At 61.4% G+C, this 15,895-nt stretch carries 16 protein-coding genes; 9 read left to right on the forward strand and 7 right to left on the reverse strand.

All coding sequences use genetic code 11. The annotated features are described in order from the left end of the window. The first annotated feature begins 221 nt into the window (after window positions 1-221). From FJY68_05130 to sucD, 3 genes are all read left to right on the forward strand, one after another. Window positions 222-428: a hypothetical protein gene (locus FJY68_05130; GenBank protein MBM3331222.1), complete on the forward strand. Its 207-nt coding sequence runs from the start codon at window positions 222-224 to the stop codon at window positions 426-428. A gap of 566 nt (window positions 429-994) precedes the next feature. Then, a complete protein-coding gene (sucC, locus tag FJY68_05135; GenBank protein ID MBM3331223.1) occupies window positions 995-2,134 on the forward strand; it encodes an ADP-forming succinate--CoA ligase subunit beta in 1,140 nt (379 codons plus the stop codon). Next, the gene (gene sucD / locus FJY68_05140; GenBank protein MBM3331224.1) at window positions 2,131-2,991 is read left to right on the forward strand and encodes a succinate--CoA ligase subunit alpha; all 861 of its coding nucleotides are present in this window, start codon (window positions 2,131-2,133) and stop codon (window positions 2,989-2,991) included. The genes sucC and sucD overlap by 4 nt, the downstream gene beginning before the upstream one ends. Before the next feature lie 84 nt (window positions 2,992-3,075). Here the strand turns inward: sucD and FJY68_05145 are convergent, their stop codons facing one another. From FJY68_05145 to lexA, 7 genes are all read right to left on the reverse strand, one after another. Next, window positions 3,076-3,621, reverse strand: a complete 546-nt coding sequence (locus tag FJY68_05145; GenBank protein MBM3331225.1) for a pyruvate ferredoxin oxidoreductase — start codon at window positions 3,619-3,621, stop codon at window positions 3,076-3,078. A 2-nt stretch (window positions 3,622-3,623) separates the two neighbouring features. After that, on the reverse strand, window positions 3,624-4,568 hold the full coding sequence (locus FJY68_05150) for a 2-oxoacid:ferredoxin oxidoreductase subunit beta (protein MBM3331226.1): 945 nt from the start codon (window positions 4,566-4,568) through the stop codon (window positions 3,624-3,626). Window positions 4,569-4,641: 73 nt separating this feature from the next. Continuing rightward, entirely contained in the window at window positions 4,642-5,802 is a 1,161-nt protein-coding gene (locus tag FJY68_05155; GenBank protein ID MBM3331227.1) for a 2-oxoacid:acceptor oxidoreductase subunit alpha, read from the reverse strand. Then, the gene (locus tag FJY68_05160) at window positions 5,799-6,077 is read right to left on the reverse strand and encodes a 4Fe-4S dicluster domain-containing protein (GenBank protein ID MBM3331228.1); all 279 of its coding nucleotides are present in this window, start codon (window positions 6,075-6,077) and stop codon (window positions 5,799-5,801) included. Before FJY68_05160 ends, FJY68_05155 begins: the two co-directional genes overlap by 4 nt. A 317-nt stretch (window positions 6,078-6,394) precedes the next feature. After that, a complete protein-coding gene (gene dinB / locus FJY68_05165) occupies window positions 6,395-7,675 on the reverse strand; it encodes a DNA polymerase IV (protein MBM3331229.1) in 1,281 nt (426 codons plus the stop codon). Between the two features lie 48 nt (window positions 7,676-7,723). Continuing rightward, window positions 7,724-8,092 (reverse strand): hypothetical protein, encoded by a 369-nt coding sequence (locus FJY68_05170; GenBank protein MBM3331230.1) that lies wholly within the window; start codon window positions 8,090-8,092, stop codon window positions 7,724-7,726. A 164-nt stretch (window positions 8,093-8,256) separates the two neighbouring features. Beyond that, window positions 8,257-8,847, reverse strand: coding sequence for a transcriptional repressor LexA (lexA, locus tag FJY68_05175; protein ID MBM3331231.1), 591 nt, complete (start codon window positions 8,845-8,847; stop codon window positions 8,257-8,259). A gap of 443 nt (window positions 8,848-9,290) precedes the next feature. On the opposite strand from lexA, the gene FJY68_05180 reads away from it, so the two are divergent. The 6 genes from FJY68_05180 to FJY68_05205 are packed head-to-tail and all read left to right on the forward strand — an operon-like array spanning window position 9,291 to window position 15,705. Then, window positions 9,291-9,560, forward strand: a complete 270-nt coding sequence (locus tag FJY68_05180) for an HPr family phosphocarrier protein (GenBank protein MBM3331232.1) — start codon at window positions 9,291-9,293, stop codon at window positions 9,558-9,560. Then, complete coding sequence (gene ptsP / locus FJY68_05185; GenBank protein ID MBM3331233.1) at window positions 9,550-11,325, forward strand: phosphoenolpyruvate--protein phosphotransferase; 1,776 nt, start codon at window positions 9,550-9,552, stop codon at window positions 11,323-11,325. Before FJY68_05180 ends, ptsP begins: the two co-directional genes overlap by 11 nt. Further along, window positions 11,322-12,350 carry a bifunctional phosphoglucose/phosphomannose isomerase gene (locus FJY68_05190; protein ID MBM3331234.1) on the forward strand — a complete coding sequence of 343 codons (1,029 nt, stop codon included), beginning with the start codon at window positions 11,322-11,324 and terminating at the stop codon, window positions 12,348-12,350. Before ptsP ends, FJY68_05190 begins: the two co-directional genes overlap by 4 nt. A 3-nt stretch (window positions 12,351-12,353) precedes the next feature. Continuing rightward, complete coding sequence (locus FJY68_05195; protein MBM3331235.1) at window positions 12,354-13,331, forward strand: nucleotidyl transferase; 978 nt, start codon at window positions 12,354-12,356, stop codon at window positions 13,329-13,331. Window positions 13,332-13,386: 55 nt separating this feature from the next. Further along, the gene (tgt, locus tag FJY68_05200; GenBank protein MBM3331236.1) at window positions 13,387-14,523 is read left to right on the forward strand and encodes a tRNA guanosine(34) transglycosylase Tgt; all 1,137 of its coding nucleotides are present in this window, start codon (window positions 13,387-13,389) and stop codon (window positions 14,521-14,523) included. A gap of 21 nt (window positions 14,524-14,544) precedes the next feature. Then, window positions 14,545-15,705, forward strand: coding sequence for an ABC transporter substrate-binding protein (locus FJY68_05205; protein ID MBM3331237.1), 1,161 nt, complete (start codon window positions 14,545-14,547; stop codon window positions 15,703-15,705). Window positions 15,706-15,895 lie beyond the last annotated feature (190 nt).

A 15,895-nucleotide genomic window follows, 5' to 3' on the forward strand; every position in this document is an offset into this window, starting at 1 on the left:
TCTACCAGAGGGCGGGGGGGAGAGCCTACCGGAGAGCTGGGGGAAGCATCCCCCCAGGGGAGGAGTGGATAGCCCTCGTATTGCCCCCGTATGGCTTTTACCGCAATTCTGGATTCGACATCCATCGGCATTGGGGTACTGCTGTATTCCGCCCGGAGTCAAGTCGAGAGCCGCAGCCGTTGTCCGGTTCGGCAGGCGGTAGGAAACTCGTACAGGGCCAGATGTCCTCCCAGATGCCGGAGGAGATGCCCTCCCAGATGCTGGGGGACATCCTCTCCCAGATGCCCGGGGAGATTCGGGCAGAGCTCCCCTCCGAGATGCTCAGGGAGATGCCCACCGGGATACGGAGAGAGAACCCCGGCCAGTGCCGGGGCCGGATTCTCAGGGAGATCCCCTCCCGGATGCGGAGAGATAAGCCCGGGCAGTAGCTGGGAGATGGGCCGGCAGAGTAGCCGGGAGATGAGCCCAGGGATAGGCCCGGAGAGCTACCCTCCCGGTATAGGGGTATTCGTCGCTGCTCGCAGCTAAGGCGCCCACGGATGGGCAGCTTGCACGATTCCCGGGCTTGATTGCCATTCTACAGCGCTGTAGAATTTGCCTCAGATGAAGAGGTCGCCGGACACGTTCATTTTCACGTCGGAACTGGGCTCCAGGCTTCGGGATTTGCGGCTGAAGGCGGGCCTGACACAGATGGAGTTGGCCCGGGCTATGGGCTGTGTTGGAATGCGAGGTGCGGACGCCGAGACCGAAGCGGTAGGCGCGCCCACGGCCGGATTCTGCCACGAAGACACCAGGACACAGGAAGGGGCGAGGATCTCGGGGATGTCGGCCACAGCTGAACACGAATGGCCGGGCAGTTTTTCCGGGAAGGCGAGTCTGTGTTCATCAGTGTCCATCTGTGGTTACTCCTTTGGTGTCATGGTGGCCCAAGCTCGGGTCTTTGGCCCGACCGGTTGCTTGACTCTCCGTCTGTTCCTGATAGAGTCTCGCACCTATGAAAATCCACGAGTATCAGGCTAAAGAGGTATTTGCAGCATTCGGGATTCCGGTTCCCCGAGAACGGGTGGCGGCGAGGTCAGACGAGGCAGCGTCGCTGGCCCGTGAGTTGGGAATGCCGGTGGTGATAAAGGCGCAGGTGCTGGTCGGCGGCCGCGGCAAAGCGGGCGGTGTGAAGAAGGTGGAGAGCCACGACCAGGTCGAATCGGTTGCCGGCAGCATCATCGGGATGGACATCAAGGGACTCCGGGTCAACAAGGTGCTCGTCTCGGAGTGCGTGGACATCAGGAGCGAGGCGTACGTCGGCATAGTTGTCGACCGCGCGACCCGCGCGCCGGTGCTGATGGCGTCGGCGGCCGGCGGGGTGGAGATCGAAGAGGTGGCCAAGGCGACGCCGGAGAAGATTCTGAAGACCGCCATCGACCCGGCTGCGGGGCTGCTCGGTTTCCAGGCCCGGAACATCGGCATGGCCCTGTACGGCGACGCGAAGCTGGCACGCGAGTTCGCCGGTATCGCCCAGAAGCTCTACCGCATCTTCGTGCAGAAGGACTGCTCGCTCATCGAGATCAACCCGCTGGTGAAGCTCGGGTCCGGTTCGTTGCTCGCGCTGGACGCGAAGATCAACTTCGACGACAATGCGGACTTCCGGCACAAGGAGTGGGAGGAGATGCGCGACCTGTCGGCCGAGGAGCCGACCGAGGTAGAGGCCAAGGCCGCGGGTCTGACGTACATCAAGCTGGCGGGCAACGTCGGCTGCGTGGTGAACGGGGCCGGGCTGGCGATGGCGACGATGGACCTGATCAAGCGCTACGGCGGGGAGCCGGCCAATTTCCTCGACGTGGGCGGCTCGTCCTCGCCGGAGAAGATGGTGACGGCGATGCGTATCATCCTCTCCGACCCGAACGTGAAGGCCATCCTTATCAACATCTTCGGTGGTATCACCCGCTGCGACGATATCGCCACCGGGCTTCTGCAGGCGCAGAAGCAGGCCGACATCAGGGTGCCGTTGGTGGCGCGGCTGACAGGGACCAACGCCGAGAAGGCGCGCGAGATACTGAAAGGCAGTGCGGTGACCCCGGCCGATTCGATGGCCGATGCGGTCAAGAAGGCGGTTGCTCTCGCCGGAGGTGCGAAGTGAGTATCATTGTCGACAAGAACACGCGACTGATTGTGCAGGGGATTACCGGTCGCGACGGCGCGTTCCACGCCAAGGCGATGAAGGAGTACGGTACGCAGGTTGTCGGCGGAGTGACCCCGGGCAAGGGTGGCCAGACGGTCGAGGGACTGCCGGTGTTCGACTCGGTTGAGGACGCGGTGAGGAAGACGGCCGCGAACGCGTCCATCATCTTCGTGCCGGCGTCCTTTGCCACCGACGCGATGTACGAGTGCATCGCCTCCGGCCTCGACCTCGTGGTTTGTATCAGCGAGGGCGTGCCGACGATGGACATGGTGAAGGTGCTCGACTACGCCAAGGGCGCGAAGACGCGGATACTCGGGCCGAACTGCCCGGGTGTGATATCGCCGGGAAAGGCCAAGGTCGGCATCATGCCCGCGGCCAGCTTCAAGCCGGGCTGCGTGGGCGTGGTTTCGCGGTCAGGAACGCTGACCTACGAGATGGCGGCCCAGACCGCCGAGTTCGGCCAGTCAACCGTGGTTGGCATCGGCGGCGATCCGGTCATCGGTACCAACTTCATCGACTGTCTCCGGATGTTCAACGACGACCTTGAGACCAAGGCGATAGTGGTGGTCGGGGAGATCGGCGGCACCGACGAGGAGAAGGCGGCCGAATTCGTCCGGCAGCATGTGAAGAAGCCCGTCCTCGGGTTCATCGCCGGCCAGACCGCTCCGCCGGGGAAGCGGATGGGGCATGCCGGGGCAATCATCTCCGGTGGGTCCGGGACAGCGCCCGAGAAGATCAAGGCGTTTGAGGCCGCCGGCATCACGGTTGTCCACGAACCTCAGGAGATCGGGCCGAAGCTGAAAGAGCGCCTGTAGGCTTCGCAGCTCTGCGCTTCATGCATGACGCCGGACGCCCGAGTCCGGCGTCTTGCGTTTGGCGTCAGGCGTGACGCGTTGTGGCTACTTGGACGCAGCGAGCTTCTGCTCGCCGATGGTGAAGCCCTGTTCCAGGGCGTCGATGTTCTTCTGGAGCAGGCGGTCGGGAACTGTGCCGGGGATGGCGTCGAGCAGGGCCTGTTTCGGCACCATCTTCGTGATGGCGACGATGAAGCCGATCATCACAAAGTTGGCATAAAGGCGGTTGCCGAGCTTCTCCGCGATGCGGGTAGCGGGGATGGCGTACTGCTTGATGTTGCCGCGCACCGGGTGCGGTTTCACCAGGTCTTCCTCGAGGAGCAGGATGCCGTCGTCTTTCAGTTCCGGCTCGAACTTCTCGTACGCCTCCTGCGACATGGCGATGACTATGTCCGGTACGGTCAGGTACGGGTAGAGAATCTCGGTCTCGGATACCACCAACTGGGCCGAGCAGGCGCCGCCGCGCGCCTCGGGGCCGAAGCTCTGAGTCAGGGTGGCGCTCTTGTTGTCATTTAGCGCGGCCGCCTTGCCGAGGATCATGCCGATGCGGATAATGCCCTGTCCGCCGAAGCCGGAAACCTTGATCTCCATGGTTACTTGGGCTTTGGGACACGATCCGAATCGTGGGACGATTCGGTCATGTCCCGCGCCGGGTCCATCGGGCCGACGTAGGGCACGAACTTCGCGCCGAGCGTCTTCTTCATCTGGGCGTCCATCGCGTCGAGAAAGGTCGGCTCGTCTCTCTGTACGAACTTGCCAACGATGATGTCCTGCTGGAACTTGATGTCACACTCGCGCGTGCTCGCGAAGTTCTTGGTTATGGAGTGGTCATGGTAGAACTTCATCAGGTCGAGGCCGGACCCGAGCCGGTTGCGCCGGCCGTAGACGGTCGGGCACGGGGAGATGACTTCAATGAACGAGAAGCCGCGGTGGAGCAGGGCCTCCTTGATGGCTATCGTCAACTGGCGGACGTGGAGCGCGGTCCAGCGGGCGACATAGGTCGCACCGCACGAGTCCACCAGGAACGGAAAGTTGAACGGCCGCTCGAAGGCGCCGTAGGGCGCCGTGGTGGCAGACGCACCCTGGGGCGTGGACGGTGCGGCCTGCCCGCCGGTCATGGCGTAGTTGAAGTTGTTCACGCAGATGACGGTCATGTCCATGTTGCGGCGGGCGGCATGGATGAGGTGGTTGCCGCCGATGGATACGAGGTCGCCGTCGCCCGAGATAACGCACACCTTGAGGCGCGGGCTGGCTACCTTGAGGCCGGTCGCATAGGGCAGGGCGCGGCCGTGGGTAGTATGGAAGGAGTCGTACTTCAGATAGCCGGCAGCACGTCCGGTACAACCGATGCCGGAGACTACTACGATGTCTTCGCGCGGGATGGCGCTTTCCTGCGCCGCGGCGATGAACGCGGTCAGGCAGGTGCCAAGGCCGCAGGTTGAGCACCAGATGTGGGGCATCCGGTCCATGCGGAGGAAACCCTCCATCGGGTGGGAGTCGGTGGTGCCGCGCTTGCCGAGCAGTTGGTTAGGATTCATACAGGAAAGCCCGAATGACGAAGCTCGAATGACGAATGCGAGGATTCGGACTTCGGACTTCGAGCTTCGGACTTCATCTTGCCCCTTCCAGGATGGCTTTGAGGATGTCGTTGGGGTCGTGGACCCAGCCGCCGCAGTGGGGCACCAGCAGGGACTTGCACTGACCATTCGCCGCCCGTTCCATCTCGCGGAACATCTGGCCCATGTTGATCTCCGGCATCACCAGGCTCTTCACCTTGCCGGCCAGTTCGCGGATCCTCTTCTCCGGGAACGGCCAGACCGTGATGAGCCGCAGGAATCCGACCCTGATGCCCTGCTTGCGGGCATCGGTGATCGCCTTGGTCGCCACGCGCGCGCTGATGCCGTAGGCGACGACCACGACGTCCGCGCCCTCCACCTGTTCTTCTTTGACGATCATCAAGTCGTCAAGGTTGTTGCGAATCTTGTCCACCAGCCGTGACACGCAGACGCGCTGGGTATCGGCGTTGATGATGGGGTAGCCGCGCTGGTCGTGGGTCAGTCCCGTGACGTGGACGCGGTGGTCATCACCGGCGCGAATCATTAGCGGCACGCCGTCCTTTTCGGGCGCATAGGGCAGATACTTGTCTTTGGGGCCGCGGTACCAGCGGCGGGGCCAAACCTCAATCGTGTCCGCCTCCGGTATCACGACCTTCTCCGTCATGTGGCCCACGCACTCGTCCATCATGAACATCACCGGGACGCGGTACTTCTCCGACAGGTTGAAGGCGGTGACGGTCAGGTCGAAGCATTCCTGCGGGGATGAGGGCGAGAGGGCGATGATCTCGTAGTCGCCGTGGGAACCCCAGCGGGCTTGCATCATGTCCTGCTGTCCGGTCAGGGTCGGCAGGCCGGTTGACGGGCCGCCCCGCTGGACGTTCACAACAACGCAGGGAGTCTCGGTCATTACGCCGAGGCCTATGTTCTCCACCATCAGTGAGAAGCCGGGGCCCGATGTCACGGTCATGGCCCGAGCGCCGCCCCAGGCTGCTCCGAGTACGGCGGCAATTGATGCCAGCTCATCTTCCATTTGTATGAAAGTGCCGCCGATCCTGGGGAACCGTTCAGCTAGGCGTTCCGCGACTTCGGTGGAGGGAGTTATCGGGTAGCCGGCGATGAACCGGCAGCCGGCGGCGATTGCGCCCTCAGCGCAGGCGTGGTCGCCGTCGAGGTAGTGGGCGCCGGTCAGAACCGGTCCGCGCTTCGGCTTGCTCACTTGGCCGCCTCGGTTTCCTGTTCGTCCAGCGTGTTCCAGATGGCGAACTCGGGACAGAGCGCTTCGCACAACCGGCAGTTCACGCACTTCTCCGGATGCGAGACAACCGGCGGGTGATAGCCCTTGCGGTTGTATTCGGTTGACATCTCGAGTACCTGGCGCGGGCAGTAGGCAATGCAGAATCCGCAACCCTTGCAGCGTTCGAAGATAACGTGGACGTTGCCGTGTGGGGCCTGCTTGCGTTCGGCGTCGAGTGGTTTGCGCCAGTACTTCATCGTGGGTGAGGACGGGAATTATAGGCCTTGGCTGCCGAGGGTCAAGGGATTGTTGCCCCTATCCGGAGCCAGAACAAGGTTAACGCAATTGACTGGACACACGCTTCAGTTCAGGTAGTATTCAACCAGCAGCCGGGCCGCCGAGGGCGGCATCGCGGGCGGCGCGGATGCTCTGAAGCGCCGCAGTCCGCTCCAGGTCGCACTGGGCGTGGACACCGCCATCTTCGCCAACCCCGCGTTCCTAGCTGACAGAAACATAGTCCCTTAGACCGCCAGACCCGCAAAGAACCACGCCAGCGGCGCCTCCCCAGTTCGGTCTAGTGGCCGACGGGTGTGGGTGCGCCGGGGCGCCAGGAGGGCGAAATGACGCGCGGGCTCGGAGTTCTTTCCTGGAGCCGGGCCCGGGCGACTGAGAACTCGCCGTACTTGTCATTAACCGCATCAAGGCTGTCGAAGAGCGAGCCGGAGCGGGAGTTCTCGAATGCCGTGGTCTGCTTCAGGTCGCGGACCAGGCCGGAGACGCTGATTCCCAGCAGCCGCACCAGTCGGGGCGGCTGGTAGAGTTCCTTGAAGAGCTTCATACCGACCTGGTGGATGCGCAGACCGTCGTCGATGTATTGCTTCAGGCTGTGCTGTTTGATGAAGGTCGAGAAGTCGGCGTAGCGGAGTACGAGCGAGACCGTACGGCCGGCGAAGCTGTCCTTTCGCAGGCGGCGGCCGACCTGTTCGGACAGTTGCAGCAGATGGCGCTGTATTTCGGTGAGGTCGCGCGTGTCCTTGTCGAGCGTGAATGAATGTCCCATCGACTTGGTGGCGGGCTCGTGGAAATAGGGGAGAACCGGGTTTTCATCCACGCCCTGACCCATGTGCTTCAGGTGTGAGCCGACGATGCCGAAGGCACCATTCAACTGCTTCTCCGGATATCGCCCCAGTTCGCCGCAGGTTCTGATGCCGAGCCGGTTCAGTTTCTCCTGGGTCTTCGGGCCGATGCCGCACAGTTCCTGGACCGGCAGACTTTCCATCAGGGCCGCGACTTGAGACTGATTGACAATAGTCAGGCCGTCGGGTTTGTGCATCTCTCCGGAGAGCTTGGCTAATAGCTTGTTGGGGGCTATACCGATCGAGCAGGTCAGGCCGAAGTGCTCTTTGATGTAAGCCTTGATACTGCGGGCGATTACCTCCGGGCCGTGGAAAAGGTGCGCGGTCTGGGTTACGTCGAGGAACGCCTCGTCAATCGAGAAGACCTCGACCAAGTCGGTGAAGGTGGCATAGAGTGCAAGAATCCGGGTCGAGGTATCAACGTACTTGGCCGGGTGGCCGGAGACGAGGATGATTTCCGGACAGAATCTTTTCGCTTCGGGTATGGTCATCGCGGTCTTGACCCCGCGGCGCTTGGCTTCGTAGGATGCGGCGGCAATGACCGTGCGGCCGTCCGGGTCCCCGCACACGCCGATGGGCTTGCCGCGCAGGAACGGGAATGTCTGCTGTTCGACCGACGCGAAGAATGCGTCCATATCGACGTGCAGGATGATACGCTCGCGCACGATTTCCGATTTCCGATTCTCGATTGCCGATTGACCCAAGTTAGCCGTCGTCATAGGGGACAGCCATTTTGACCTTTGACTTTTGCCTTTTGACCTTTGACTTCACTCCGCATACGTTCCGGTTATCGTCCAATCCAGCGCCTTGGCGTTGTATGAAAGTTCGAACACGCTCGCGCCGTCGGAAACCGTGAAATGGTACACCTCGGCCTGACCCTGGATTTCGCGCCAGACATAGGTAACGTCCTGGATCCGGTACTCCCGGTTGCGCCAGATGAACATAACCGGCCGGAGCTTGTCGTGCGGGAACTTGGTGACAGTCCCCATACCGGGAGAGTCCCCATATATCGCGTAGACCTTTACATTCTCGCTGAGACGGTGATGCGTCACCTCGGCCTCCTCCAGTTCAGTCTCTGCGACCGAGCTGTCTTCAGCCGGCCAGAGTGAAGTCTGGAACGCTGCTGACGTACTCATTGTTTCTCCTTAAAGCCTGAATTCAGAGATAGAGAGCCACGGAAGCACGCACTGTCCGACAGGGGCCGTTGAGGCCAATCCGAATGAAACGAACCGTCGAGACTCTGTATTCTTCTGTTTAGTGTCTTTTGTGGCCTTCATGTCGGTTTCCGGGTTCTAATCCGTTATCTGTAATTGCGGAGCAGGCCGACAACTACACCGATTAGCTGGAAGTCCTGCCGATCCGGGCTGACCGTAATCGACTCGAACTCAGGGTTCTCCGGTTCGAGCACGACCTGTTCCCGACGCTGGTAGAAGCGCTTGACCGTGGCCTCATTGCCGAGCAAGGCGGCCACGATTTCGCCGTTCTCAGCGGCAGTCTGCGGCCTGACCACCACCATGTCGTCTTCCATGATGCCGGCGCCCTTCATGCTCTCGCCTTTTACCCTGAGCAGGAAGCAATCGCGGAACCGGCTGAGCGATACCTGGGCCTCGACGTTCTCGACCGCGAGCAGAGGAGAGCCGGCGGCAATCCGGCCGATCAGCGGCAGGGAGTCAGGCTGGTGTGCAGTCGAAAGACCGCGGGCCTGCCTGGGGGTGCGCCTTAGCAGGCCTTCATCTACCAGGATGTCGAGATGGTATTTCACCGCCTTCGTGCTCCTGATACCGACCGCCTTGCCGATTTCACGGATGCTCGGGGCACAACCATGCTCATTGGTGTAGGTACGGACAAACTCCAGAATCCTACTTCTACGGTCTTTATCTCTAGTAAACATACGTTTACATAGTAACTGAGGCGTGCCGTTTGTCAATCGGCAATCTGTGGTTTGATTACAGGGATCACTCGCTTTGCAAGGTGTTGTACGTCAATATGTTGCAGCCTGCAACGGTGAATGGTCTGTATGCTGGATCATGTTTATGGCTGTGCGGGGGTGGTGTCTTGCTGCTACTGTTGAACTAGGAGGGTTTGAGGGTGATGTGGCCATTGATGTGGCAGCCGCCACAGCATCAGAAACGTCAAGCACCGAGGTCAATGGTTGCGGCCAGCGGCGAGGCGGCATGCTTTGTCTCGTTGCCTCATTTGTTGACGGTTGTCAGCAAGCGGCTATATTTAGCGCGTGACTAGAAATATCTCGCGGAAGTCAGGTGCCCCGGCGACGGGGTGTGTTCTCACTCCCGCGCTCAAACCCGTTTTCCTTTTGTTCTCCTGTTTCTTTCCATGCTGAAAGGCAAGGTTATCATCGGCGGCGTGGTTGGGCTTCATGCCCGGCCGGCGTCGAGCTTCGTGCAGTTGTCGGAGCGGTACACGTCTGAAATCCGGCTGGTGAAGGACGGCATGCGCGTGAACGGGAAATCCATCCTTGCCATTCTGACATTGGCGGCGTCCAAAGGGAGCGTCGTCGTGCTTGAGGTCAATGGTGAGGATGAGCGCGAGGCGTTCGAAACGCTGAAGCATAAGCTCGAGATACTGGATCGGGATGAAGCGTAAGCCGGAGAAAAGCTGCCGGGGTATACCGGTGTCGCCGGGGTTCGCGTTTGGGGCGGTGCGTGTCTACCGTCAGTACGCGCCCGACCCGGTGGAAAGAACGCTTGAACCATCAGAGGTAGCGGACGAGTTGAAGCGGTTCCGGCAGGCGTTGAGCGCGGCAGGGCACGAGCTACATACCCTTCATACGCAGGTCAAGAGGGATCTCGGGTCCGATTTTGCCGACTTCATCCAGGTCCAGCTCACGCTGATCAGGGATGAGGAAGTCATCAAAGGCACCGAAGCGCTCATCCGCGAGGCCCGGCGGAACGCCGAATTTGCGTATGCTCAGACCGTGAAGCTTCTGTCCGAACCCGTAGCGAAGTCGGCGGATCCCCTGTTCAAGGAGCGGATGCTCGACATCGCCGATGTAGCCAACCGGGTCATGCGCAATCTGCTGGGCGATGATTCGCGCTCGCTGCTCGAGGTCGAGCCGGGCACCGTGGTGTTCGCTCACGACCTGCCGCCGTCCGAAGCCGCGCTGCTGGACCCGCGCAGGATAGTCGGGCTCGTACTCGAGGCCGGTGGCAAGACGTCCCATACCGCGATCATGGCCAAGGCCAAGGAGATACCCGCGGTAGCCGGCACCGGTCCGCTCTGCGAGGTCGTGACTGACGGTCAGAAGGCTTTTGTCGACGGGTACCGGGGGTTGGCGATTCTCAGCCCGAGCGCGAACCGGCTGCGGGCGTACGACGACGAGATAGAGCGCAGGCGGGTCTACCGTCAGTCACTCAGCGTCCTTCTGACCCGCGATCCCGTCACCGTGGACGGGCGGACCATTGACCTGTCGGCGAACATAGAGTTTGTGGCTGAGGCCAGAGCCGGGAAGCGATATGGCGCACGAGGCGTGGGGTTGTTCCGAACCGAGTACATGTACTTGGCCAAGCGCCGGCCGCCGACCGAGGAGGAGCAGTTTCTCGTATACGCCGAAGTCGCCAGGTTGTTCAAACCATACCCGGTCATTATCCGGACGTTTGACCTCGGAGGCGACAAAGTCCTGGCCGGCTACAGCGAGGCGAATCCTTTTCTGGGTCTGCGTGCCATACGTCTGACGCTGGGTAGGTTGGATCTGTTTGGTGATCAGCTGCGCGCGATCCTGCGGGCGTCGGCATTCGGGAACGTGAAGGTGATGTTTCCGATGGTCTCGACTATCGAGGAGTTGCGTCGGGCAAAGCTGGAAGTAGGGAAGGCAAAGGGAGCGTTGAGGGAGAGAGGTCTGGAGTTTGACCCTGACTTCGAGGTCGGGGTGATGGTCGAGACGCCGTCGGCTGCAATCATGGCTGACCGGCTGGCGCACGAGTGCAGCTTTCTGTCAATAGGTTCGAACGACCTTACCCAGTACACGCTGGCAGTGGACCGAGGCAACGAGCATGTCGCCAGGTTGTATGATCACTTCCACCCGGCGGTGCTGCGGCTCATCAAGCAAACAATCGACGCTGCGCACCAGCAGGGGATATGGGCAGGAATGTGCGGTGAATTCGCATCCGATCTGCTTGGGATGCTGCTGCTGCTGGGCATGGGAATCGATGAGATGTCGGTGTCTCCCGGTGTCATTCCGGAAGCCAAGGGGATAATCCGCAACATTGACGCCGGAGCGGCAGCCGAGGTCGCGGCTCAGGCGCTGAAACTGGGTACCTCGCTGGAGGTGAAACACCTTCTGCGTCGAGCGATGGATCGGAAGTTCCCGAAACTGACCGAATTCCAGTTTGAGGAGAACAAGGGCAAATGATGGCGTCTTTGGGCGACGGAACGGGACGGATGGTCCAGCTCGCGATGAGTCTGCCTGAACAGCTTGCGGCCGGGGCGAAGGCGGCGGGCGCGGCCCGAATCGGCATGGCAGGCGGTTTTGACTCAGTGGTAGCAGCAGGTATGGGCGGGTCAGGTATTGGCGCGAAGATAGTGCAGGGGTTGCTACTGGCTGAATGTCGACTGCCAGTGTATGTCTGCAATGACTACGACCTTCCAGCCGCTGTGTCCGAGAAGGCCCTGTTCGTGGCGGTCAGCTACTCAGGGAATACCGAGGAGACGCTGTCCGCCTACGCGCAGGCCCGTAGACGGGGGTGCCGTGTCATCGCCATTACCAGCGGTGGCGAACTGGGTCGGCTTGCGGCAGCAGCCGGGTACCCGGTTATGGCGGTTCCGGTCGGGATGCCCCCGCGCGCGGCGCTGGGATACCTGTTCTCGACACTGCTGGTGTGCCTGGAACGACTCGGCGTGTGTGCGAACCACCAGCGCGATCTCGATATGGCAGTCCGGCTGATGCGGAACAGGCGCAAGTCCTGGTCTGTGCGGGCCCGCACGATAGCGAAGCACATTGGCGGACGGCTGCCAATCGTCTATTCGACCAGCCGAATGCTCGATGCGGTGGCTGACCGCTGGCGCTGCCAACTCAACGAGAATGCAGGCGTGCTCTGTCATACCAGCTCGTTTCCTGAGCACAACCACAACGAAATCGTCGGCATCGGTCGTCCCAAACATCCGGGACGGAACGTGGTCGTGATCGCCCTGTTGGATCGCGAAACCCACCCGCGTACCCGGTATCGACTGGAGTCAGTGCTGGACATTACCGAAGATGCCTACTACCTTGCCATCCGGATTGAGGGCGAAGGACGGTCGCGCCTCGCCCGGGTCTTCTCGCTGGTGATGCTGGGTGACCTGGTTTCCGTGGAATTGGCTCGACTGGCAGGCAAAGATGCGATGGAGATTGATCGGATCGACGAGTTGAAGCGCCGCATGGCGCAGAAGCGAGGTTGAACCGTGCAGTTCAAGGCAGTGATTCCCGCAGCAGGCGAAGGCAGGCGACTGAAGCCGCACACCCACACTACTCCCAAAATCCTCCTCGAAGTTGCAGGCAAGCCGATCATCGGCCACATCATGGACCGGCTGCTTCCGGCCCGCCCGGACGAAGTGGTTGTCGTTGTCGGCGCCCAGGGCGATCAGGTCAGGAACTACCTAACCAGCGAGTATCGTTGTCCGTTCCGGTTCGTGCAGCAGACCGACCCGAAGGGCCTGGGCGATGCGATTTACCGGACCAGGGATGTTTTCGCCGGCGAATCGGTCCTTATCCTGCTGGGGGATACGATTGTCGACCTCGATATGTCAAACATGGTGGGTCGCGGCAATGTCATCGGCGTGAAGGAAGTCGCCGACCCGCGCCGATTCGGAGTGGTCGAACTAAGGAACGGCTACGTGAGTCGTTTCGTCGAGAAGCCGGACCGGCCAAAGAGCAATCTTGCTATTGTCGGCGTCTACTTTTTCCGTGAGGCGACCCGCCTCTTCCGGGCGCTTGAACGTCTCATTGCCCGGGGGCGGACCACCAAGGGTGAATACCAGCTCACCGATGCGCTGCAGCTCATGGTAAACGACGGCCTGAGAATAAGGACGCGCAGCGTAGGACATTGGCTCGACTGCGGCACGCGTGATTCGGTGCTGGCCACCAACCGGCACTTGCTGTCGCATGACGGATACTACAAGCCGCGGGCGGGTACAGTCATCATACCGCCGGTGTTCATACACGACCGGGCCAGGGTGCAGTCATCAGTTATCGGGCCCAACGTGTCGGTAGGTGCTGATGCCGACATACACGGTTCCATCATCTGGGACTCAATCATCAACCGGCACGTGGTAGTCAAACACAGCCTGCTCGAGGGGTCGATACTGGGCGAGAATTCGGTCGTGCGCGAGAGCCCGCGCAAGCTCAACCTCGGCGGATTCTCCGAGCTCGAAATGGGCTGAGCTCGCTGGGAATGACGGATTCCCCAGTGCGGCCTGCCGAGTGGTCCTGGTACTTCTGACTGTGCTGAGATTCAGCATTGAGAAGACCGACACCCGTGCCCGGCTGGGTCGCTTGGTGCTTCCCCACGGTACTGTCTGCACGCCCTGTTTCATGCCTGTTGGCACTCAGGGGTCGGTCAAGACCCTGACCCCGGCCGAGGTGGTTGAGAGCGGTGCGGAGATCATCGTCTGCAACACCTATCACCTCTATCTACGGCCTGGATACAAGCGGGTTCAGGCAGCCGGTGGGCTGGCGAAGTTCATCGGGTGGAGCCGGCCGATTCTGACCGACTCGGGTGGGTTTCAGGTCTACTCGCTGGCCGCGCTGACACGGGTGACCGACGAAGGCGCCGAGTTCCAATCCCACGTCGACGGCAGCCGGCACCTTTTCACCCCGGAACTGGTGGTGGAGATTCAAGAGGCCCTGGGTTCGGACATAGCGATGTGCCTCGACGAATGCCCGCCATATTCCGTCAGCCGACCGGTTGCCGAGGCAGCGGTGGCAAGAACCTCGCTTTGGGCTGAGCGGTGCAGCCGGGCCCGCCAGCCCGACACCAACCTGTTCGGTATAGTGCAGGGCGCCACCTACGCCGACTTGCGGGAGACGAGCGCCAAGTCGCTCGTTGCTCTTGATCTGCCCGGGTACGCAATCGGCGGCCTGTGTCTGGGTGAAGCGTCGGATGTCACGTACGATATGGTCGGGCGCGTTGTTCCTCTGCTGCCAGTTGACCGGCCGCGCTACCTGATGGGCGCGGGCTACCCCGAGGACATCATCGCCGCGGTGCGGCTTGGCATCGACATGTTTGACTGCGTCCTTCCCACCCGCAACGGCCGAACCGGCACCGCATTCACCAGCGCGGGGCGCGTCGCCATTCGCAACAGCCGGTATGCCGATGACCCCGCAATGCTCGACCTGATGTGCGATTGCTACACCTGTCGTGGTTTCACGCGGGCATACCTGCGTCACCTGTTCGTGGTCGGAGAGGCGTTGGGTCCGAAGTTGCTGACGTTGCACAATGTTCGGTTCTACCAGAGATTGATGCAGAACATCCGGGCTGCGGTCGAACGAGGCGCGTTTGACAGGTGGTCCAGCGAGTTTCTGGATCGATACCGGCCGGGAGCTGAGCCGGCCGGGAATGAAAGTGACCGCTAGCTTCGAACCGAGGAGGCAAGAATGAAGAAGCTGAGTGCAGTGCTGACCGCGGCGGCAGTCATTGCCGTCCTCTCCTGCGGCGGAAACACCGGCACAACTGGCGCCGGCAGCGGAGTCATCAAGGTCGGCTTGATCGTGCCCCTGACCGGTGACGTGAAGACCTTCGGCGAGTCTACCCGAAACGGCGCGATGCTCGCTATTGATGAGGTGAACGCCGCAGGCGGTGTCAACGGCCGGAAGATAGGCGTTGTTGCTACCGACGACAAGAATGACCCGACGGAAGCGGGGAATGCGGGAGCCAAGTTGATAGACATGGACCGGGTGGTGGCGATTATCGGCTCCGTGTCATCGAAGTGCTCCGCACCGCTTTCCGACAAGTGTCAGAGCGTGAAGATACCGATGATAACTCCGACCTCCACTGCCCCCAAGGTGACGGTTGGGGAAGACGGCAGGCGCAAAGACTTCGTGTTCCGCGCCTGCTTCATCGATCCGTTCCAGGGCACGGTCGCGGCCAAGTTCGCGGCGGAGAGTCTGCAGGCGAAGACGGCGGCCGTCATGTACGACGTCGGCAATGACTATTCCAAGGGTCTGGCCGACTACTTCAAGGTCGCGTTCGAGAAGACCGGCGGCAAGATCACGGGGTTCGAATCCTACGCAAAGGACGACGTCGATTTCTCGGCGCTGCTGACCAAGGTAAGGCAGTCCGGGCCGGATGTTCTGTTCATACCGGACTACTACAACAAAGTCGGTCTGATTGCCAAGCAGGCGCGGCAGCTCGGGGTTGCGGCCAAGTTCCTCGGCGGTGACGGCTGGGATTCACCTGAGATGGCGAAGATTGCGGGTGATGCTATAGTCGGCGGTTGCTTCACGAACCACTACTCGCCGGATGACCCGCGGCCAGAAGTCCAGGAGTGGGTTAGGAAGTACCAGGCCAAGTATGGCCAGAAGCCGGATGCACTCGCCACGCTTGGCTACGATGCGGCTCTGCTACTCATTCAGGCGTTGAAGAGCGCACCCAACGCGAGGCCGGAGGAAATCAAGGCGGCGCTAGGCGCCATCAAGGACTTTCCCTGTGTTTCTGGGAAGATCACCTTCGATGAATGGGGCAACCCGATCAAGAGTGCTGCCGTCTTGGCGTATACGAAAGACGGCCAGAGGTATGTGACCACGATCAATCCCTAGTCCGTAGAGCGAAGCTGGACAGAGGGGCTGCCACGTGGCCGCCCCTCTGTACGCAAGGGCCGAGACGGCCTGGCGGGCCGGAGGGCGGGCTAGGAGTTCGGCGACGTCGTTCAGCAGGAACTCCATATTCCTCTGTTGAGACATAGAGAGCGGTCTTACTCCCGGCTCCGTGAAGGACTCCATTGTGTCT

It is taken from the genome of candidate division WOR-3 bacterium, from assembly GCA_016867815.1.
Taxonomy (GTDB): domain Bacteria; phylum Hydrothermota; class Tepidihabitantia; order Tepidihabitantales; family Tepidihabitantaceae; genus UBA2258.